This is a genomic window from Kribbella lupini (genome assembly GCF_039529595.1).
Lineage (GTDB): Bacteria > Actinomycetota > Actinomycetes > Propionibacteriales > Kribbellaceae > Kribbella > Kribbella lupini.
The window spans coordinates 816,275-830,420 of sequence record NZ_BAAANC010000002.1 but is presented as its reverse complement, the minus strand read 5'-3'; the positions used below and the strand labels follow the sequence as shown (position 1 = coordinate 830,420).

Below are 14,146 nucleotides of genomic sequence, written 5' to 3'. Positions count from 1 at the left end.
TAGCGGCAGGCTCGGCGTACGCGCGCCGCGGTGAGCAAGCTGCGCTGACCTGCGCCGCGGCGTAGCGGCAGGCTCGGCGTACGCGCGTCGCGGTGAGCGAGCTGCGCTGACCTGCGCCGCGGCGTAGCGGCAGGCTCGGCGTACGCGTGCCGCGGTGAGCGAGCTGCGCTGACCTGCGCCGCGGCGTAGCTGCGGGCTCGGTGCACGCGCGCCGCAGTGAGCAAGCTGCGCTGACCTGCGCCGCGGCGTAGCTGCGGGCTCGGTGCACGCGCGCCGCGGTGAGCAAGCTGCGCTGACCTGCGCCGCGGCGTAGCTGCAGGCTCGGCGCACGCGCGCAGCGGTGAGCAAGGTCAGTCCACCCGCGCCGCGGCGGAGCCGCAGGCGGCTCGGGCGAGCGGGCCCCCCACCCCCTGCAGGAGTGGGGAGCGGGCTAGTTCAGCTTCGAGGCCCCGGGGGACGGGGTTGCTGCGAGCGAGCTGGGTGTGCGGAAACCGTGCTCCTGGAAAGCCTTCTCGATCGCGGTGAAGGTCTCGTCGGCCTTGGCGGTCTCGACCAGCGCGATGATGCAGCCGCCGAAGCCGCCGCCGGTCATCCGGGCGCCGAGTGCGCCCGCGGCCAGGGCGGTGTCGACGGCGACGTCGAGTTCCGGCACGGTGATCTCGAAGTCGTCGCGCAGTGAGGCGTGCGACGCGGTGAACAGTGGGCCGACGTCGCGCAGCCGGCCGGCGTGCATCAGCGCGACGGCCTGCTCGACCCGGTCGATCTCGGTCACCACGTGCCGGACCCGGCGACGGTCGACGTCGTCGGACAACCGCGACAGCGCGTCGTCCAGGTCGGCCAGGGCGATCGAGCGCAGAGCCGGTACGCCGAGCGCGGCCGCCGCGTTCTCGCAGCTCTTGCGCCGCGCGGCGTACTCGCCGTCGACGTGCCGGTGCGGGGCCTTCACGTCGATCACCAGCAGCGTGAGTCCCTCGGCCTCGGGGTCGAACGGGATCTGCTCGGTCGACATCGCGCGGATGTCGAAGTACAGCGCGTGCCCGGAGGTGCAGCACATCGACGCCATCTGGTCCATCAGCCCGACCGGCGCCCCGACGTACGAGTTCTCCGCCTTCTGCGCCAGCCGCGCAACCTCGGCCGGGTCGACCTCGATCCCGCGCAGGCCGAGCAGCGCCACGCCGGTCGCGCAGAGCAGCGCGGCCGACGACGACAGACCGGCACCGGTCGGCAGATCGGAGTCGACGAACAGGTTCGCGCCACCGATCGCGTAGCCGGACTCGCGCAGGATCCACGCCATGCCCGCCGGGTACGTCGCCCAGTCGGTGACCGACCCCGGCTCCAGCGAGTCGAGGGCGAACTCGATCACGCCCTTCTGCCCGTTCGTCGAGACCGCGACGACGCCGTCCTCGCGCGCCGACGCGGTGACCGAGATCTGGTTCGGCAACGCGATCGGGAGGACGAGCCCGTCGTTGTAGTCGGTGTGCTCGCCGATCAGGTTGACCCGGCCGGGCGCCCGCCAGGCGCCGTCGGGCGCTGTCCCGAAAGTCTCGCTGAAGGTGGTCATGAGGCCTCCCGGCCTGGACTGAGGAGTGGAGGGAGCGAAGCGACCGGAGCGACGAGGGAAGGCCGGGAGTTGAGCCTCATGACCACGCCGTGCCGCAGGCGCGGCAGAAAAGCACAGCTGCTCATGCGCCGACCTTACGAAGCGTCTCGGCGACGTCCTCGGGGCGGGTGTCGGAGATGAAGGCGCCCATGCCGGACTCCGAGCCGGCCAGGTACTTGATCTTGTCCGCGGCCCGGCGGATCGACAGCAGCTCGAGGTGCAGGTAGCCCAGCTCGCGGTCGACGCGCACGGGGGCGGCGTGCCAGGCGGCGATGTAGGGCAGGCGGTCGTCGTACAGGCCGTCGAAGCGGCGCAGGACGTCGAGGTAGAGCTGGACGAAGTCGTCGCGCTCGGTCTCGGTCAGCTCGCTGATGTCGGCGACCTGGCGGTGCGGGTAGAGGTGCACCTCGACCGGCCAGCGGGCGGCCTGCGGCACGAAGGCCGTCCAGGTCGCGTTCTCGGCGACGACGCGGATGCCGTCCTTGCGCTCGGCGGCCAGGATGTCGGCGAACAGGTTGCCGCCGGTCGCCTCGAAGTGCTCGCGGGCGCGGGCCATCAGGGTCCGGATCCGCGGCGGCAGGAACGGGTAGGCGTAGATCTGGCCGTGCGGGTGGCTGAGCGTGACGCCGATCTCGCGGCCGCGGTTCTCGAACGGGAAGACGTACTCGACGTCCGGCCGGGCGCTCAGCTCGGCGACCCGGTCGGCCCACGCCTCGACGACCAGGCGAGCCTGGCCCTGGGACAGGTCGGTGAACGACTTGTTGTGGTCGCTGGTGAAGCAGACGACCTCGGTCCGGCCGGGACCGGCGAACGACGGGAACCGGTTCGCGAAGACGGCCACGTTGTAGTCGTGGTCGGGGATCTCGGTCGGGTTGTCCGGCGTACTGGCGTCCAGCGGGCACTGGTCGGCCGGCGGCAGGTAGGTCCGGGTGTTGCGGTGGGTGGCGAAGGTGATCACGTCGCCGGTCAGCGGATCGGTCCGCAGGTCGACCTGCGGCTTCGGCGCGGCCAGGCCGCGGGTGTCGGCCAGCGGCACTCGCACCGGAGCGTCGGCAGGGTCGTAGTAGATGAGGTCCCGGCCGTCGGACAGTTTGGTGTCTGTCCGGCGCGCGCCACGCGTCGTCATGTGAATCATCATAAACCAACAGAATTGAACATGCATCGGAAGACCCGGCGCCGCTACTCTTGATCGATGGACGTCGCCCTACTTCCGCGTCCTCTCCCGCTGGCCCGGAGAGGACGCTAGGAACTCCCAGCCCATGAACGAGACCCTGCTCAACATCGTTTTGATCTTCGTCTTCGTGCTGATCGGTGGTGTGTTCGCCGCCGCCGAGATGGCCCTGGTCTCCCTGCGGGAGAGCCAGATCAAGTCGATCGCCACCCGAGGCCGGCGCGGCGAGACCGTCGCCCGGGTCGCCGCGAACCCGAACCGCTTCCTGTCCGCCGTGCAGATCGGCGTCACCCTGATGGGCTTCCTGTCCGCCGCCTTCGGTGGCGCGACCCTGGCCGACGGGCTGGCTCCGCACCTGCAGGACCTCGGCCTGCCCGAGTCCGTCGCGAGCACTGTCGCGCTGGTCCTGATCACGGTGGCCATCTCCTACGTGTCGATCGTGATCGGCGAGCTGGCGGCCAAGCGGCTCGCGCTGCAGCGGGCCGAGATGTTCGCCCTCGGCCTGGCGCCGCTGGTCGACCGGATCGCGTCGGCGGTCCGGCCGGTGATCTGGCTGCTGTCCAAGTCCACCGACCTGGTGGTCCGCGCGCTCGGCGGCGACCCGAACGCCAACCGTGAGGTGATGAGCGACGAAGAGTTGCGCGACCTCGTCTCGGCGCACGAGTCGCTGGGTGAGGAGGAGCGCCGGATCGTCGACGACGTCTTCGAGGCCGGCGGCCGGCAGTTGCGCGAGCTGATGCTGCCGCGGACCGAGGTGGACTTCGTGGACGCCGAGATGCCGGCGTACAAGGCGGTGAAGTTCGCCGCCGAGCGGCCGCACTCGCGCTACCCGGTGATGAACGGCTCGGCCGACGACATCGTCGGGTTCGTGCACGTGCGCGACCTGTTCGACCCGGCGGTCGCCTCGCGGTCGGTCCGGGTCGGCGACCTGGCGCGCGACGTGCTGATGCTGCCGGACACCGCGAAGCTGCTGCCGACGCTGACCGAGATGCGCCGCCGCTCGACGCACCTGGCGATCGTGCTCGACGAGTACGGCGGCACCGCCGGCATCGTCACGCTCGAGGACCTGGTCGAGGAGCTGATCGGCGACATCAAGGACGAGTACGACGAGGAGGCGGGGGAGACCACCCGCCTGCGCAGCGGTGACGTCGAGGTCGACGGGCTGCTCAACCTCGACGACTTCGCCGACGAGACCGGCGTCGAGCTGCCCGACGGCCCGTACGAGACGGTCGCCGGCTTCCTCGCCGCCCAGCTGGGCCGGGTTCCCGCCGTCGGCGACGAGGGCTCCGTCGACGGCTACAACATCACCGTCACCGAGATGGACGGCCGCCGGGTGGCGCGCGTCCGCGTCCACCGCGTCGCCGGCGAAGAAGTCAGCTGACTCCTACGAGGGCTGGTGCCTTCTCCTCGAGGAGCTTGCTCCTGGCGAGGACCACCAGCCCTCCGACGGTGAAGCCGAGGCCCTGGAAGATCAGCACCGGGATGATGCCGACGACGTCGCCGAGCAGGCCGGAGGCGACGATCCCGACGAGGACGGCGAGACCTTCCGCGGCGAACAACGCACCGAAGACGCGGCCTCGTGAGGCGTCGTCGGTGAGCCGCTGCACCACCGTCATCGAGGCGGCGACGACGAACGCCCCGGGCAGCCCCACCGCGATCATCAGCACGTACGCCGGCGTCAAACCGTCGTAGAACAAGGGATAGCAGAACAGGGCCAGGTCGATCAGCCCGAACAGCACCGCGCCCACGCCCCAGAGTTTCGCCGCCGCGAACCGCGCGCCGACCGCCGCCGCCACCAGTCCGCCGACGATCCCACCGACCGCCTGGGCCGAGACGATCAGCCCGTACGCCGTACCGTCGCCGCCCAGCTCCGCGCTGACGAACGGCGCGAACAGCGTGCTCATCGCGCCCTCGCCGACGCCGGTCACCAGCCCGAAGACGAACACGATCCGCATCGCCTTGCTGCTCAGGCAGATCCGCAACCCGTCCGTCCACTCGGCCTTCAACCGCTGCACCGCGCCGGAGGTCCGCTCGCGGACCACGGCGATCGCGCGGTGCCGCACGCCGTACAGCAAGCCCGTCGCGAGGAGATAGGTCGCCGCGTCGACCGTTGCCAACAGGGGCATCCCACCCGCGGCCGCCAGGACCCCGCCCAGCGCGGCACCGATCAGCCGGGCGATGTCGTTGCTCTGGCTGTTCAACGCGTTCGCCGTCACCAGTTGCTGCGGATCGACGAGGTGCGGCACGAGCGACTGCTCGGCCGGTCGGAAGAACTGCTGCAGGCAACTCTGCGCGAGCACGATCACGTAGACCACCCACAGCCCACTCTCGTCCCGTACGGCGAGCAGCGGCAGCAGCACGACCGCGTGCAGCAGATTGACCACGATCATCGTCCGCCGCCGGTCCCACCGGTCGACGAACACCCCGGCCAGCGAGCCCAGCACCACCAGCGGCACGAACGACGCCAGCAGCAACCCGCCGGACGCCAGGGTCGAGCCGGTCAGCGTGTAGACGTGGAAGGCGAGGCCGGTCCGCAGGATCCAGTCGCCGGTCAGTGAGATCAGCCCGGCGCTGAGCACCAGCCGGTAGTCGCGGCGACGGGCCAGCACTGCCCACAGGTCCTTCATGCGTCCTCCTCAGGCGGCGGTGCGGTCTCCTCGGGGAGCACGCTGATGATCCGGGTGATGTCGACCAGCCGGCTGCCCGGAGGCCTGGTGGACTTGTCGTCGATCGGCCGCTCGTCGACGTACCGCTGCAGCAGCGAGCCGATCTGCTCCTCCAGCTCTGCCAGTTCCTCCGCGGTCAGATAGATGCCGGTGTGACTGATGCCGGAGTTCTCGACCAGTACGTCGGGCTCGGTCCTGCGCCGCTGCTGCCAGTCGGTCAGGTTGTTCAGCGCCCGCTCGGCGATCAGCTGCTCGAGGATGTCCGCGGCGGCCGCGCCCTCGCTGGTCAGCCGCGCGCTGCGCCACGTCTGCGACGTGGAGACGAGTCGCCACGGGCGCTCGCGGTTGTCCTTGCCCGGTGCCGGCTCGACGAAGTCGTACTTGGCCAGCTGCCGCAGGTGGTGCGACGCCAGCGCCTGACTGATCCCCAGCCGCCGCGCCGCGTCGGCCGCGGTTAGCGGACCTTCCTTGCCGAGCAGCGCCTGCAGATCGAGCCGGACGGGGTGGGCCATCGCCCGGATCGCCAACGGATCGTCCAGCAACCGGCGCCGACGGGGATCCTCGGATTCCAAAGACATGCTTGGAATATGCGACAGCCGGAAGCTGATGTCAAGCTGTTGCTTGGAATAGCCGCTAGGGCTTCTTGGGGTTCTTGCCCTTCGACTTGCCCTGACCGGGGTTGTCCGGCTTGCCGGACTTGCTCGGCTTGCCCTGTCCGGGCGGCGTGGACTTCGTCGGCGGCTGGGCGACGGGCTTGCTGGTCACATTTACCCAGCGCTCGGTGGTGACGGTGGTGGTGCTGGAAGGACGAGGGGAGCTCGGCTTCGCCGTCGGGGGCGCCACCGGCGTGCTCCGCGGGGTCGACGGCGGGGTCAGGTCGGCAGTCTCCGGCAGCCGTTCGCCGCGGCTGTCCAGTACGACGCCGGTACCGCCGGCCGCGAGGACCGCCAGCGCGACGCCGGCGCCGACCAGCCTCCGCCGTGACCACCGGCGAGGCGACTCGCCGCCCAGGCCACCGGTCAGCTGCGCGGTGACGACGGGCACCGCCGTACCGGCGGCGACCTGGGCCGCGGTCGGTCGGTCGTCAGGGTTCTTCGCGAGCATGCTCATCAGCAGCTGCTCGAACTCACCGCCCAGTTGCGGGCGCAGGTCGCTCGGCGGAGTGGGCTCGGTCGAGACCTGCTGGTACATCACCACGGCCGGCTGATCGCCCTGGAACGGCGCATGCCCGGTGACGAGCTGGTAGAGCACGCACCCGAGCGCGTACACGTCGGAGGCCTTGCCCGCGGGCAGCCCCTGCGCGCGCTCGGGGGCGAGGTAGTGGACCGAGCCGAGGATCTGCCCGGTCGCCGTGAGCGTGGTCGTGGTGTCGGTGAGGAACCGCGCGATGCCGAAGTCGGTGACCTTGACCGTGCCGTCGGCGGTGAGCAGCAGGTTCTGCGGTTTCACGTCGCGGTGCACGATGTCGTTGCGGTGCGCCGCGGCCAGCCCGGCCGCGCTCTGCCGGATCACGTCGAGCGCGCGGTCGGGACCGAACGGTCCGCACAGCCGCAGTTCGACCGCGACCGTTCGCCCCTCGACGAGCTCCATCGCGATGAAGAAGCCGTCCTCGTACGGTCCGAAGTCGTACGCCGAGACCACGTGCGGGTCGGACAGCGACGCCGCCGCCCGGGCCTCGCGGTGGAACCGAGCGGCCATCTCCGGCTCGCGTCGTGCGGGCAGCAGCAGCTTGAGCGCGACCTCGCGGCCCAGGAGTTCGTCGGTGGCCCGGTACACCTCGCCCATGCCACCGCGTCCGAGTGGATCGCCCACCCGGTACCGCTCCGCCACCAGTACGTCGCGCATCATCCAGGGCTCTGTACCCCCTCCGTATGCGCTTCAGTCGAGCGGCCGGTCAGCCGAGCGGGTAGGCCGTGGCGCCGTCCGCGTGGTCGCGGAGCCAGTCGAGGGCCGACTCGGCGTGGCCGAGGACGGAGATGTGGCTGTCGGCGTCGTACCGGTTCAGCTCGGCGCACGGGATGTGCTCGGCCAGCCAGTCGGCGTGCGCGGGCGGGATGATCCGGTCGATCCCGCCGTGCAGCAGCAGGACCGGCGCGGTGATCTCGGCCGGGTCGCAGCCCCACGGCAGCAGGTAGGAGACGTCGTCGTCGATCGGTCCGTACGGGCCGGCCTCGACCGCGACCGGCCCGGCGACCTGGCCGAGCCAGGACCACGGGCCGTCGAACAACGCCAGGTCGACGGGTGCGAACTCCGGGTCGTAGTCCTCGCCCGACAGCAGCGCGCGCGCCTCGCGGCCGGCGCGCGCGGCCCGGAGCGCGGTGACGCCGGACGGGATCATCCCGCCGAACCAGTCCAGCCCCGGTACGCCGTACGGCGCGATGCCGGCCAGGCTGACGGCCGCCTGGACCCGGTCGCCGAGGGTCGCCGCACAACCGAGCGCGTACGAGCCGCCACCGGAGTAGCCCATCACGGCGAACCGGCCGAGACCGAGCGAGTCGGCGACGTACTCGGCGTCCCGTGCGACCGACCGCATCGTCCGGCCGGGCGCGACCGTCGACCCGCCGTACCCGGGCCGGTCGAACGAGACCCATCGCAGGCCGAGCCAGTCGGACGCCTCGAGCAGCGGCGCCGGCGGCGTACCGAGGTTCGGGGTGCCGTGGTGCCAGACGACCGGGACGCGGTGGTCCTCGCCGGGGTGCGTGTCGTACACGTGCAGCGTGCGGCCGTCGGGCAGGCGCAGGTCGGTCTCGTCCATGACAGTCCTTCGGGGTCGGTGCTGATTCGGACGGTACGTCGCCGCGGGTGGCGGGGGCTCGACATTGCGGCCGTTTTCTCGCGAACGGGCGAAATGTCGACGGGTGCGGGCCGCCTCCGACCTCTGCTGCGAAGATCCGTACCGACGAAAGGACGTCTCGTGAAGTATCTGCTGCTGATCCACAGCAACCCGAAGACCTGGGGCCACCCGTCGTTCCTGCACACCGAGGAGGGCGTCGCGCTGCCGAGGGCCGCGCGCAAGGCGCTCACCCAGCAGCTCGACGACCTGCTCGCCGAGCTGGCCGCGAACGGTGAGCTCGTCTCCGCCGACCCGCTGGAGGCGCCGTCGAGGGCGAAGGTGGTCCGCGTCCGTGAGGGCGTCCGCGCCACCACCGACGGCCCGTACTCCGAGGCGAAGGAGCAGCTCGCCGGCGTCTTCATCATCGACGTCGCCTCGCAGGAGCGGGCCGAGGAGGTCGCGGCCCGTATCCCGGAGGCGGCCTTCACCGCGGTCGAGCTGCGGCCGATCGCCGTACTCGACTGAGTAGTCAGGCGGGCGGGGCCACCAGTCGGGTGTGGTTGTCGCGGGTGGCGAGGGCGGGGTCGAGGGCGCCGAGGGCGAGCCAGGTGGCCCCGCCGACGCCGTCGTGGGCGGTCAGGACCTCACCGTGGAAGTGGTCGTGGATGCTCTGACGGAGCAATCGTCCGACCGGTGACGATTCGCCCGCGACACTGCCCGCGAGCACCAGCGGGCCGTTGTCCGACGTTGTCCGCAGCCGGCTGACCGTCTCTGTGAGCAGTTCGGCTGCGCGTTTCACCACGGCGTGCGCGGTCTGGTCGTTCTGGTCGAAGGCCGCCACCACCGTCCGGGCCAGTTCGGCCAGCAGCACCGGTGGTCGGGAGTTCACGGTCCGGATCAGGTCGTCACGCAGCAGGTCGTAGCCTTCACGCTCCGCGACAGCGCCCGGATCCCAGCCCGGCAGGACGGCCTGGACGACGGCCTCGCCGAGCAGCCCGATCGGCTCGCCCAGGTCGAGCGCGCGCAGCAGACTGCGCATCGCCTCGCGGCCGAGCCAGAAGCCCGACCCGTCGTCGCCGAGCAGCCAGCCGTGGCCGTCCGCCGTACGGACCAGACGGTGGTCGCGGACCAGGCCGGCCGCGCTGCCGGTGCCCGCGATCAGCACGGCGCCGTCCGCCTCCGGCGTACCGGAGGCGAAGGCGACCTCCAGGTCGCCGATGTAGCCGGGCGTGCAGACCAGGCCGGCGCCCGACCAGGCGGCGTCGAACTGCGCGGCCACCTCCGGCTTGGACAACGCCGAACCGCCCGCCGCGCCGATCACGGCGGCCTTCACCAGGGCCGGATCCAGACCGGTGAGCGCCTGGCGCAGCGCCAGTCCGAAGTTCGCCGCCGCGCTGGCGGGGTGGCTGGTCGGATTTCCGCCCGCGGCCGCCCCTCGACCGACTACGTTGCCCTCATGATCAGCGATCACGATCCGTGTGGACGTGCCGCCGAGGTCGCCGCCCAGGACCAGTGTGGTGTCAGGTCGCAGGACCACTGTGTCCTGTGGTTCCGGAAGGGCGTGGTCGACGGACATAGGCGATGCTCCAAACTGCTCAATCAGAGCCGTTAATGGACAACAACGTGCAAGGTCACGCAACGGTCCCGATCTGGAGGGAAGAGTGAGATGAGCCTTGACTTTAGCTGCCAGGTGAGAAAAGTTCTGTCCAGCAAACCGCAAACTTGCGCACTTGTCGGCACCAGGTGTGTCGCGGCGAACACATTAGTGGAGGGGCGGGGCCTCTGATGGCCAGTACGACGGACGGCAGCACGGGCGCGCACGCGGGAACCGGAACGAACACCGGTGGCGTCAGTGCGCAGTCGTATGTTCACACTCTGACGCCGATCCTGGCCGCTGTCACCGAGCAGATCGACGGTCCGATCCAGGACGCCGCGGACCTCTTCGTCACCTCGCTGCGCAACGACGGGGTGATCCAGGCCTTCGGGTCCGGTCACTCCGAGGCGCTCGCGATGGAGATCGCAGGCCGCGCCGGTGGCCTGATCGCCACCAACCGGCTCGCGCTGCGCGACCTGGTCCTGCTCGGTGGTGAGCCGGTCGAGCTGCTGCGCAGCGGCGAGCTCGAGCGGGACCCGTCGATCTCGCGCCGGCTGTACGAGCTGAGCGCGGCGCAGCAGAACGACCTGTTCGTGATCGCCTCCAACTCCGGCGTCAACGGCTCGATCGTCGAGCTGGCATCAGTCGTCAAGGAGCACGGTCACCCCCTGATCGCGATCACGTCGCTGCAGCACACGGCCGGCGTCGACTCGCGGCACCCGTCGGGCAAGAAGCTGATCGACTTCGCCGACGTGGTGCTCGACAACCACGCGCCGTACGGCGACTCCGTGCTCGACCTGCCGGGATTCGGCAAGGTTTGCGCCGTGTCGTCCATCACCGCCGCGCTGATCGCGCAGATGCTGGTCGCTGAGGTCCTGCGCCGGCTGGCCGAGGCAGGCGAAACCCCACCGGTCTACCTGTCGGCCAACATCCCCGGCGGCGACGACCACAACCACGCCCTGGAAGCAAAGTACGCCGGCCGGATCCGTCGTACTGCCTGAAACACACCTTGGAAGGCGGGACCATGAGTACTCCCAACAAACTGTCGCGGCGCCTGTTCCTGCAGCGCGCGGCGGTCGGCACCCTGCTGGCCACCGGCGGCAGCACGCTCCTGGCGGCCTGCGCCGGCAGCGGCAGCGACGACAACGGTTCCACCGGTGGCGGCGCCGACAAGACGGCCGACAACCCGTTCGGTATGGCGGACAAGGCGACCGTCGACGCGGTCATCTTCAACGGTGGTTACGGGTACGACTACGTGCAGTTCGCGGCCGACATCGCGCAGAAGAAGTTCGCCGGCTCGACGTTCAAGGTCGCCCCGTCCACCCAGATCGCCCAGCAGCTGCAGCCGCGCTTCGTCGGCGGCAACCCGCCGGACCTGATCGACAACTCCGGCGCGAACCAGATCGGCTTCAACACGATCCTGGACCAGCTGTCGACGCTCGACGACGTCTTCGAGGCCAACAACTACGAGGGCACGAAGATCGCCGACACCCTGTACCCGGGCGCCAAGAACCCGGGCACCTACGACGGCAAGTTCGTCGCGATGAACTACGTGCTCACCCTGTACGGCATCTGGTACTCCGACAGCCTGTTCAAGGAGAACGGCTGGGAGCCGCCGAAGACCTACGACGCGCTGCTCGACCTCGGCGCCAAGGCCAAGGCCAAGGGCAAGTACCTGTTCGTCTGGGGCAAGGAAGCCGCCACCTACTACCACACGATGGCCGTCGACGGCGCCATCAAGGAGGGTGGCGACGAGGTCCGGCTGGCGCTGGAGAACCTCAAGGAGAACTGCTGGTCGATGCCGCAGTTCCAGGGCATCTTCAAGGCCCTGGAGACGATGGTCAAGAACGGGTACTTCGTGCCCGGCGGCGCCGGCACCCAGTTCACCGCCGCCCAGGCGAAGTGGAGCAACGACCAGCAGGCCATCCTCTACCCCTCGGGCTCGTGGATCGAGAACGAGATGAAGAAGGCCACCAAGTCGGGCTTCAACATGAAGGGCGTCCCGGAGCCGACCCTGACCGAGAGCCCGAAGCTGCCTTACGAGTCGCTGCGGAGCGCGGCCGGCGAGCCGTTCATCGTCCCGGCCAAGGGCAAGAACGTTGCCGGTGGCAAGGAGCTGCTGCGGGCGATGCTGTCCAAGGAGGCGGCGACCAACTTCGCCAAGACCCGGCTCGCGCCGACCATCGTCAAGGGCCTGGTTCCCGCCGACGGCTTCGGCTCGACCGCGCTGCAGTCGCAGACCGCGATGCTCGACGCGGCCGGCACGAACGTCTTCGACTACCAGGTCTTCGGCCTGTACGGCATGAACACCGACCAGCTGGTGGTCTGGAACTCGTTCCTGTCCGGTCAGCTGGACGCGGCGGGCCTGACCAAGGGCCTGCAGCAGATCACCGACAAGGTGCGCAACGACAGCTCCGTCAAGAAGATCCCGGTCACCAAGTGACCATGACGCCAGATGTCGTGCCGGACGGCGGACCCCAGCGGTCCGCCGTCCGGCGGCGCCGCCGGCCGCTGACCTTCGACCGGGTCAGCTTCATGGTCGTGTTCCTCGGCCTGCCGCTGGCGGTGTTCGTGATCTTCGTGGTGTCGCCGTTCGTGCAGGCGCTGTGGTACTCGCTGACCGACTGGTCCGGGTTCAGCTCGGGGATGAACTTCGTCGGCTTCGACAACTACGTGCGCCTGTTCCACGACGACATCTTCCTGAAGGCCGTCCGCAACAACGTGCTGCTGGTGATCGTCGTACCGATCGTGACGATCGTGCTGGCGCTGACGCTGGCCACGCTGGTGACGATCGGCGGCTCCGGCACCGGGACCGTCCGCGGACTGCGCAACGCCGGGTTCTACCGGATCGTCTCGTTCTTCCCGTACGTCATCCCCGCCATCGTGATCGGCCTGATCTGGGCCCAGGTGTTCACCCCGGGCTCCGGCGTGCTGGACGCGTTGCTGTCGAAGATCGGCCTGTCCGGGTTCGAGAACTACGCCTGGCTCGGTGACGCGCGGACCGCGATGCCGGCCTCGATGTTCGTGATGATCTGGGGCTTCGTCGGCTTCTACATGGTGCTGTTCATCGCCGCCATCCGGGGCATCGAGCCCGAGGTGTTCGAGGCGGCCCGGATCGACGGCGCCGGCCGGTTCCGCAGCGCGGTGTCCATCACCGTGCCGCTGATCCGCGACAACGTGCAGACGGCGTACATCTATCTCGGCATCGCCGCTCTCGACGGGTTCGTCTACATGCAGGCGCTGAACCCCGGCGGTGGTCCGCAGAACTCGACCCTCGTGATGCCCCAGCAGCTGTTCACGACGGCCTTCACCAAGGGCCAGTTCGGGTACTCGACGGCGATGGGCGTGGTCCTGGCCGCGGTGACGATGCTGTTCGCGCTGCTGGTCTTCACCGTGAACGCCCTGACCGGCGGACGTGAGCCGAAGAAGAAGGTACGCCCATGACGACAACCACCGCCGACCGCGCCGGGTCCGTGCCGGCCTCCCGGGCGCCCGGCAAGCAGGCACCGGAAGGCCGGGGCGTGGCCACCACCGCCCACATCGCGCTGATCCTGTGGTCGCTGCTGGTGATCCTGCCGCTGGTGTGGACCGTGCTGTCCTCGTTCAAGTCGACGCAGGAGGTCCTCGGCAACCCGCTGGCGCTGCCGGGCAAGCTGCGCTTCGAGAACTACGTCAACGCCTGGACGACGGCCGGTATCGGTCGCTACTTCGCCAACACGGTGATCGTCGTGGGCACCGCGCTGGTGCTGGTGATGATCCTGGGCGCGATGTGCGCCTACGTGCTGGCCAGGTTCACGTTCCCCGGCAACCGGCTGATCTACTACTCGATGCTGGCCGGCCTGACCTTCCCGGTCTTCCTGGCGATCGTGCCGCTGTTCTTCGTGCTGAAGAACTTCTCGCTGCTGAACACCCTGCCAGGGTTGATCATCACCTACGTCGCGTTCGCGCTGCCGTTCACGGTCTTCTTCCTGCACAGCTTCTTCAAGGCGCTGCCGCACGAGATCTACGAGGCGGCGCAGATCGACGGCGCGGGAGAGTGGCGCACGTTCTTCTCGGTGATGCTGCCGATGGCCCGGCCGGGGATGGCGTCGGTCGCGATCTTCAACTTCCTGGGCCTGTGGAACCAGTTCCTGCTGCCCGTCGCCCTGAACACCGACTCGAAGAACTACGTGCTCTCGCAGGGCATGGCGTCGTTCGCGTCGCAGGCCGGCTACGCGGTCGACTTCGGTGCCCTGTTCGCGGCCGTGGTGATCACGGTGGCGCCGGTGCTGGTCGTCTACATCGTCTTCCAGCGTCAGCTGCAGGTCTCCGTCACCGCCGGAGGCGTGAAGTAGCCTTCGGG

The 14,146-nt window shown here is 69.8% G+C and carries 13 protein-coding genes; 6 read left to right on the top strand and 7 right to left on the bottom strand.

What is annotated here, in order from left to right:
* Positions 1 to 430 precede the first annotated feature (430 nt).
* The gene (gene galK / locus ABD235_RS17175; protein WP_344175167.1) at positions 431 to 1,561 is read right to left on the bottom strand and encodes a galactokinase; all 1,131 of its coding nucleotides are present in this window, start codon (positions 1,559 to 1,561) and stop codon (positions 431 to 433) included.
* A 121-nt stretch (positions 1,562 to 1,682) separates the two neighbouring features.
* Positions 1,683 to 2,726, bottom strand: coding sequence for a galactose-1-phosphate uridylyltransferase (galT, locus tag ABD235_RS17170; RefSeq protein WP_344175166.1), 1,044 nt, complete (start codon positions 2,724 to 2,726; stop codon positions 1,683 to 1,685).
* A gap of 133 nt (positions 2,727 to 2,859) precedes the next feature.
* Between galT and ABD235_RS17165 the strand changes: the two genes are divergently transcribed.
* Positions 2,860 to 4,152 (top strand): hemolysin family protein, encoded by a 1,293-nt coding sequence (locus tag ABD235_RS17165; RefSeq protein WP_344175165.1) that lies wholly within the window; start codon positions 2,860 to 2,862, stop codon positions 4,150 to 4,152.
* Here the strand turns inward: ABD235_RS17165 and ABD235_RS17160 are convergent.
* From ABD235_RS17160 to ABD235_RS17145, 4 genes are read right to left on the bottom strand one after another with little or no spacing between them, the layout of a single operon-like run.
* On the bottom strand, positions 4,145 to 5,398 hold the full coding sequence (locus ABD235_RS17160; RefSeq protein WP_344175163.1) for an MFS transporter: 1,254 nt from the start codon (positions 5,396 to 5,398) through the stop codon (positions 4,145 to 4,147). The two genes, ABD235_RS17165 and ABD235_RS17160, sit on opposite strands and share 8 nt — an antisense overlap.
* Positions 5,395 to 6,015, bottom strand: a complete 621-nt coding sequence (locus ABD235_RS17155; RefSeq protein WP_344175162.1) for an ArsR/SmtB family transcription factor — start codon at positions 6,013 to 6,015, stop codon at positions 5,395 to 5,397. The genes ABD235_RS17160 and ABD235_RS17155 overlap by 4 nt, the downstream gene beginning before the upstream one ends.
* A gap of 55 nt (positions 6,016 to 6,070) precedes the next feature.
* Positions 6,071 to 7,285 (bottom strand): serine/threonine-protein kinase, encoded by a 1,215-nt coding sequence (locus tag ABD235_RS17150; protein ID WP_344175161.1) that lies wholly within the window; start codon positions 7,283 to 7,285, stop codon positions 6,071 to 6,073.
* A gap of 46 nt (positions 7,286 to 7,331) precedes the next feature.
* Positions 7,332 to 8,192 (bottom strand): alpha/beta fold hydrolase, encoded by an 861-nt coding sequence (locus tag ABD235_RS17145; RefSeq protein WP_344175160.1) that lies wholly within the window; start codon positions 8,190 to 8,192, stop codon positions 7,332 to 7,334.
* Between the two features lie 159 nt (positions 8,193 to 8,351).
* Here ABD235_RS17145 and ABD235_RS17140 point away from each other — a divergent pair, with 159 nt between their 5' ends.
* On the top strand, positions 8,352 to 8,735 hold the full coding sequence (locus ABD235_RS17140) for a YciI family protein (protein WP_344175158.1): 384 nt from the start codon (positions 8,352 to 8,354) through the stop codon (positions 8,733 to 8,735).
* Positions 8,736 to 8,739: 4 nt separating this feature from the next.
* On the opposite strand, the gene ABD235_RS17135 is transcribed toward ABD235_RS17140, so the two are convergent.
* A complete protein-coding gene (locus ABD235_RS17135) occupies positions 8,740 to 9,786 on the bottom strand; it encodes an N-acetylglucosamine kinase (protein WP_344175156.1) in 1,047 nt (348 codons plus the stop codon).
* A 209-nt stretch (positions 9,787 to 9,995) separates the two neighbouring features.
* Here ABD235_RS17135 and ABD235_RS17130 point away from each other — a divergent pair, with 209 nt between their 5' ends.
* Genes ABD235_RS17130 through ABD235_RS17115 form a run of 4 tightly spaced genes read left to right on the top strand, consistent with a single transcriptional unit; the run spans position 9,996 to position 14,138 of the window.
* Positions 9,996 to 10,805 (top strand): sugar isomerase domain-containing protein, encoded by an 810-nt coding sequence (locus ABD235_RS17130; RefSeq protein ID WP_344175154.1) that lies wholly within the window; start codon positions 9,996 to 9,998, stop codon positions 10,803 to 10,805.
* A gap of 23 nt (positions 10,806 to 10,828) precedes the next feature.
* Positions 10,829 to 12,247, top strand: a complete 1,419-nt coding sequence (ngcE, locus tag ABD235_RS17125) for an N-acetylglucosamine/diacetylchitobiose ABC transporter substrate-binding protein (RefSeq protein WP_344175152.1) — start codon at positions 10,829 to 10,831, stop codon at positions 12,245 to 12,247.
* 2 nt (positions 12,248 to 12,249) lie between these two features.
* The gene (locus ABD235_RS17120; RefSeq protein WP_344175151.1) at positions 12,250 to 13,248 is read left to right on the top strand and encodes a carbohydrate ABC transporter permease; all 999 of its coding nucleotides are present in this window, start codon (positions 12,250 to 12,252) and stop codon (positions 13,246 to 13,248) included.
* Positions 13,245 to 14,138 carry a carbohydrate ABC transporter permease gene (locus ABD235_RS17115; RefSeq protein WP_344175150.1) on the top strand — a complete coding sequence of 298 codons (894 nt, stop codon included), beginning with the start codon at positions 13,245 to 13,247 and terminating at the stop codon, positions 14,136 to 14,138. The genes ABD235_RS17120 and ABD235_RS17115 overlap by 4 nt, the downstream gene beginning before the upstream one ends.
* Positions 14,139 to 14,146: the final 8 nt, after the last annotated feature.

Bases quoted from the DNA above. Each gene is read 5' to 3' on its own strand.
- ABD235_RS17120 (WP_344175151.1), top strand. From the start codon at position 12,250: ATGACGCCAGATGTCGTGCCGGACGGCGGACCCCAGCGGTCCGCCGTC.
- ngcE (WP_344175152.1), top strand. From the start codon at position 10,829: ATGAGTACTCCCAACAAACTGTCGCGGCGCCTGTTCCTGCAGCGCGCG.
- galK (WP_344175167.1), bottom strand. From the start codon at position 1,561: ATGACCACCTTCAGCGAGACTTTCGGGACAGCGCCCGACGGCGCCTGG.
- ABD235_RS17145 (WP_344175160.1), bottom strand. From the start codon at position 8,192: ATGGACGAGACCGACCTGCGCCTGCCCGACGGCCGCACGCTGCACGTG.
- ABD235_RS17165 (WP_344175165.1), top strand. From the start codon at position 2,860: ATGAACGAGACCCTGCTCAACATCGTTTTGATCTTCGTCTTCGTGCTG.
- ABD235_RS17160 (WP_344175163.1), bottom strand. From the start codon at position 5,398: ATGAAGGACCTGTGGGCAGTGCTGGCCCGTCGCCGCGACTACCGGCTG.
- galT (WP_344175166.1), bottom strand. From the start codon at position 2,726: ATGACGACGCGTGGCGCGCGCCGGACAGACACCAAACTGTCCGACGGC.
- ABD235_RS17135 (WP_344175156.1), bottom strand. From the start codon at position 9,786: ATGTCCGTCGACCACGCCCTTCCGGAACCACAGGACACAGTGGTCCTG.
- ABD235_RS17130 (WP_344175154.1), top strand. From the start codon at position 9,996: ATGGCCAGTACGACGGACGGCAGCACGGGCGCGCACGCGGGAACCGGA.
- ABD235_RS17150 (WP_344175161.1), bottom strand. From the start codon at position 7,285: ATGATGCGCGACGTACTGGTGGCGGAGCGGTACCGGGTGGGCGATCCA.
- ABD235_RS17115 (WP_344175150.1), top strand. From the start codon at position 13,245: ATGACGACAACCACCGCCGACCGCGCCGGGTCCGTGCCGGCCTCCCGG.
- ABD235_RS17155 (WP_344175162.1), bottom strand. From the start codon at position 6,015: ATGTCTTTGGAATCCGAGGATCCCCGTCGGCGCCGGTTGCTGGACGAT.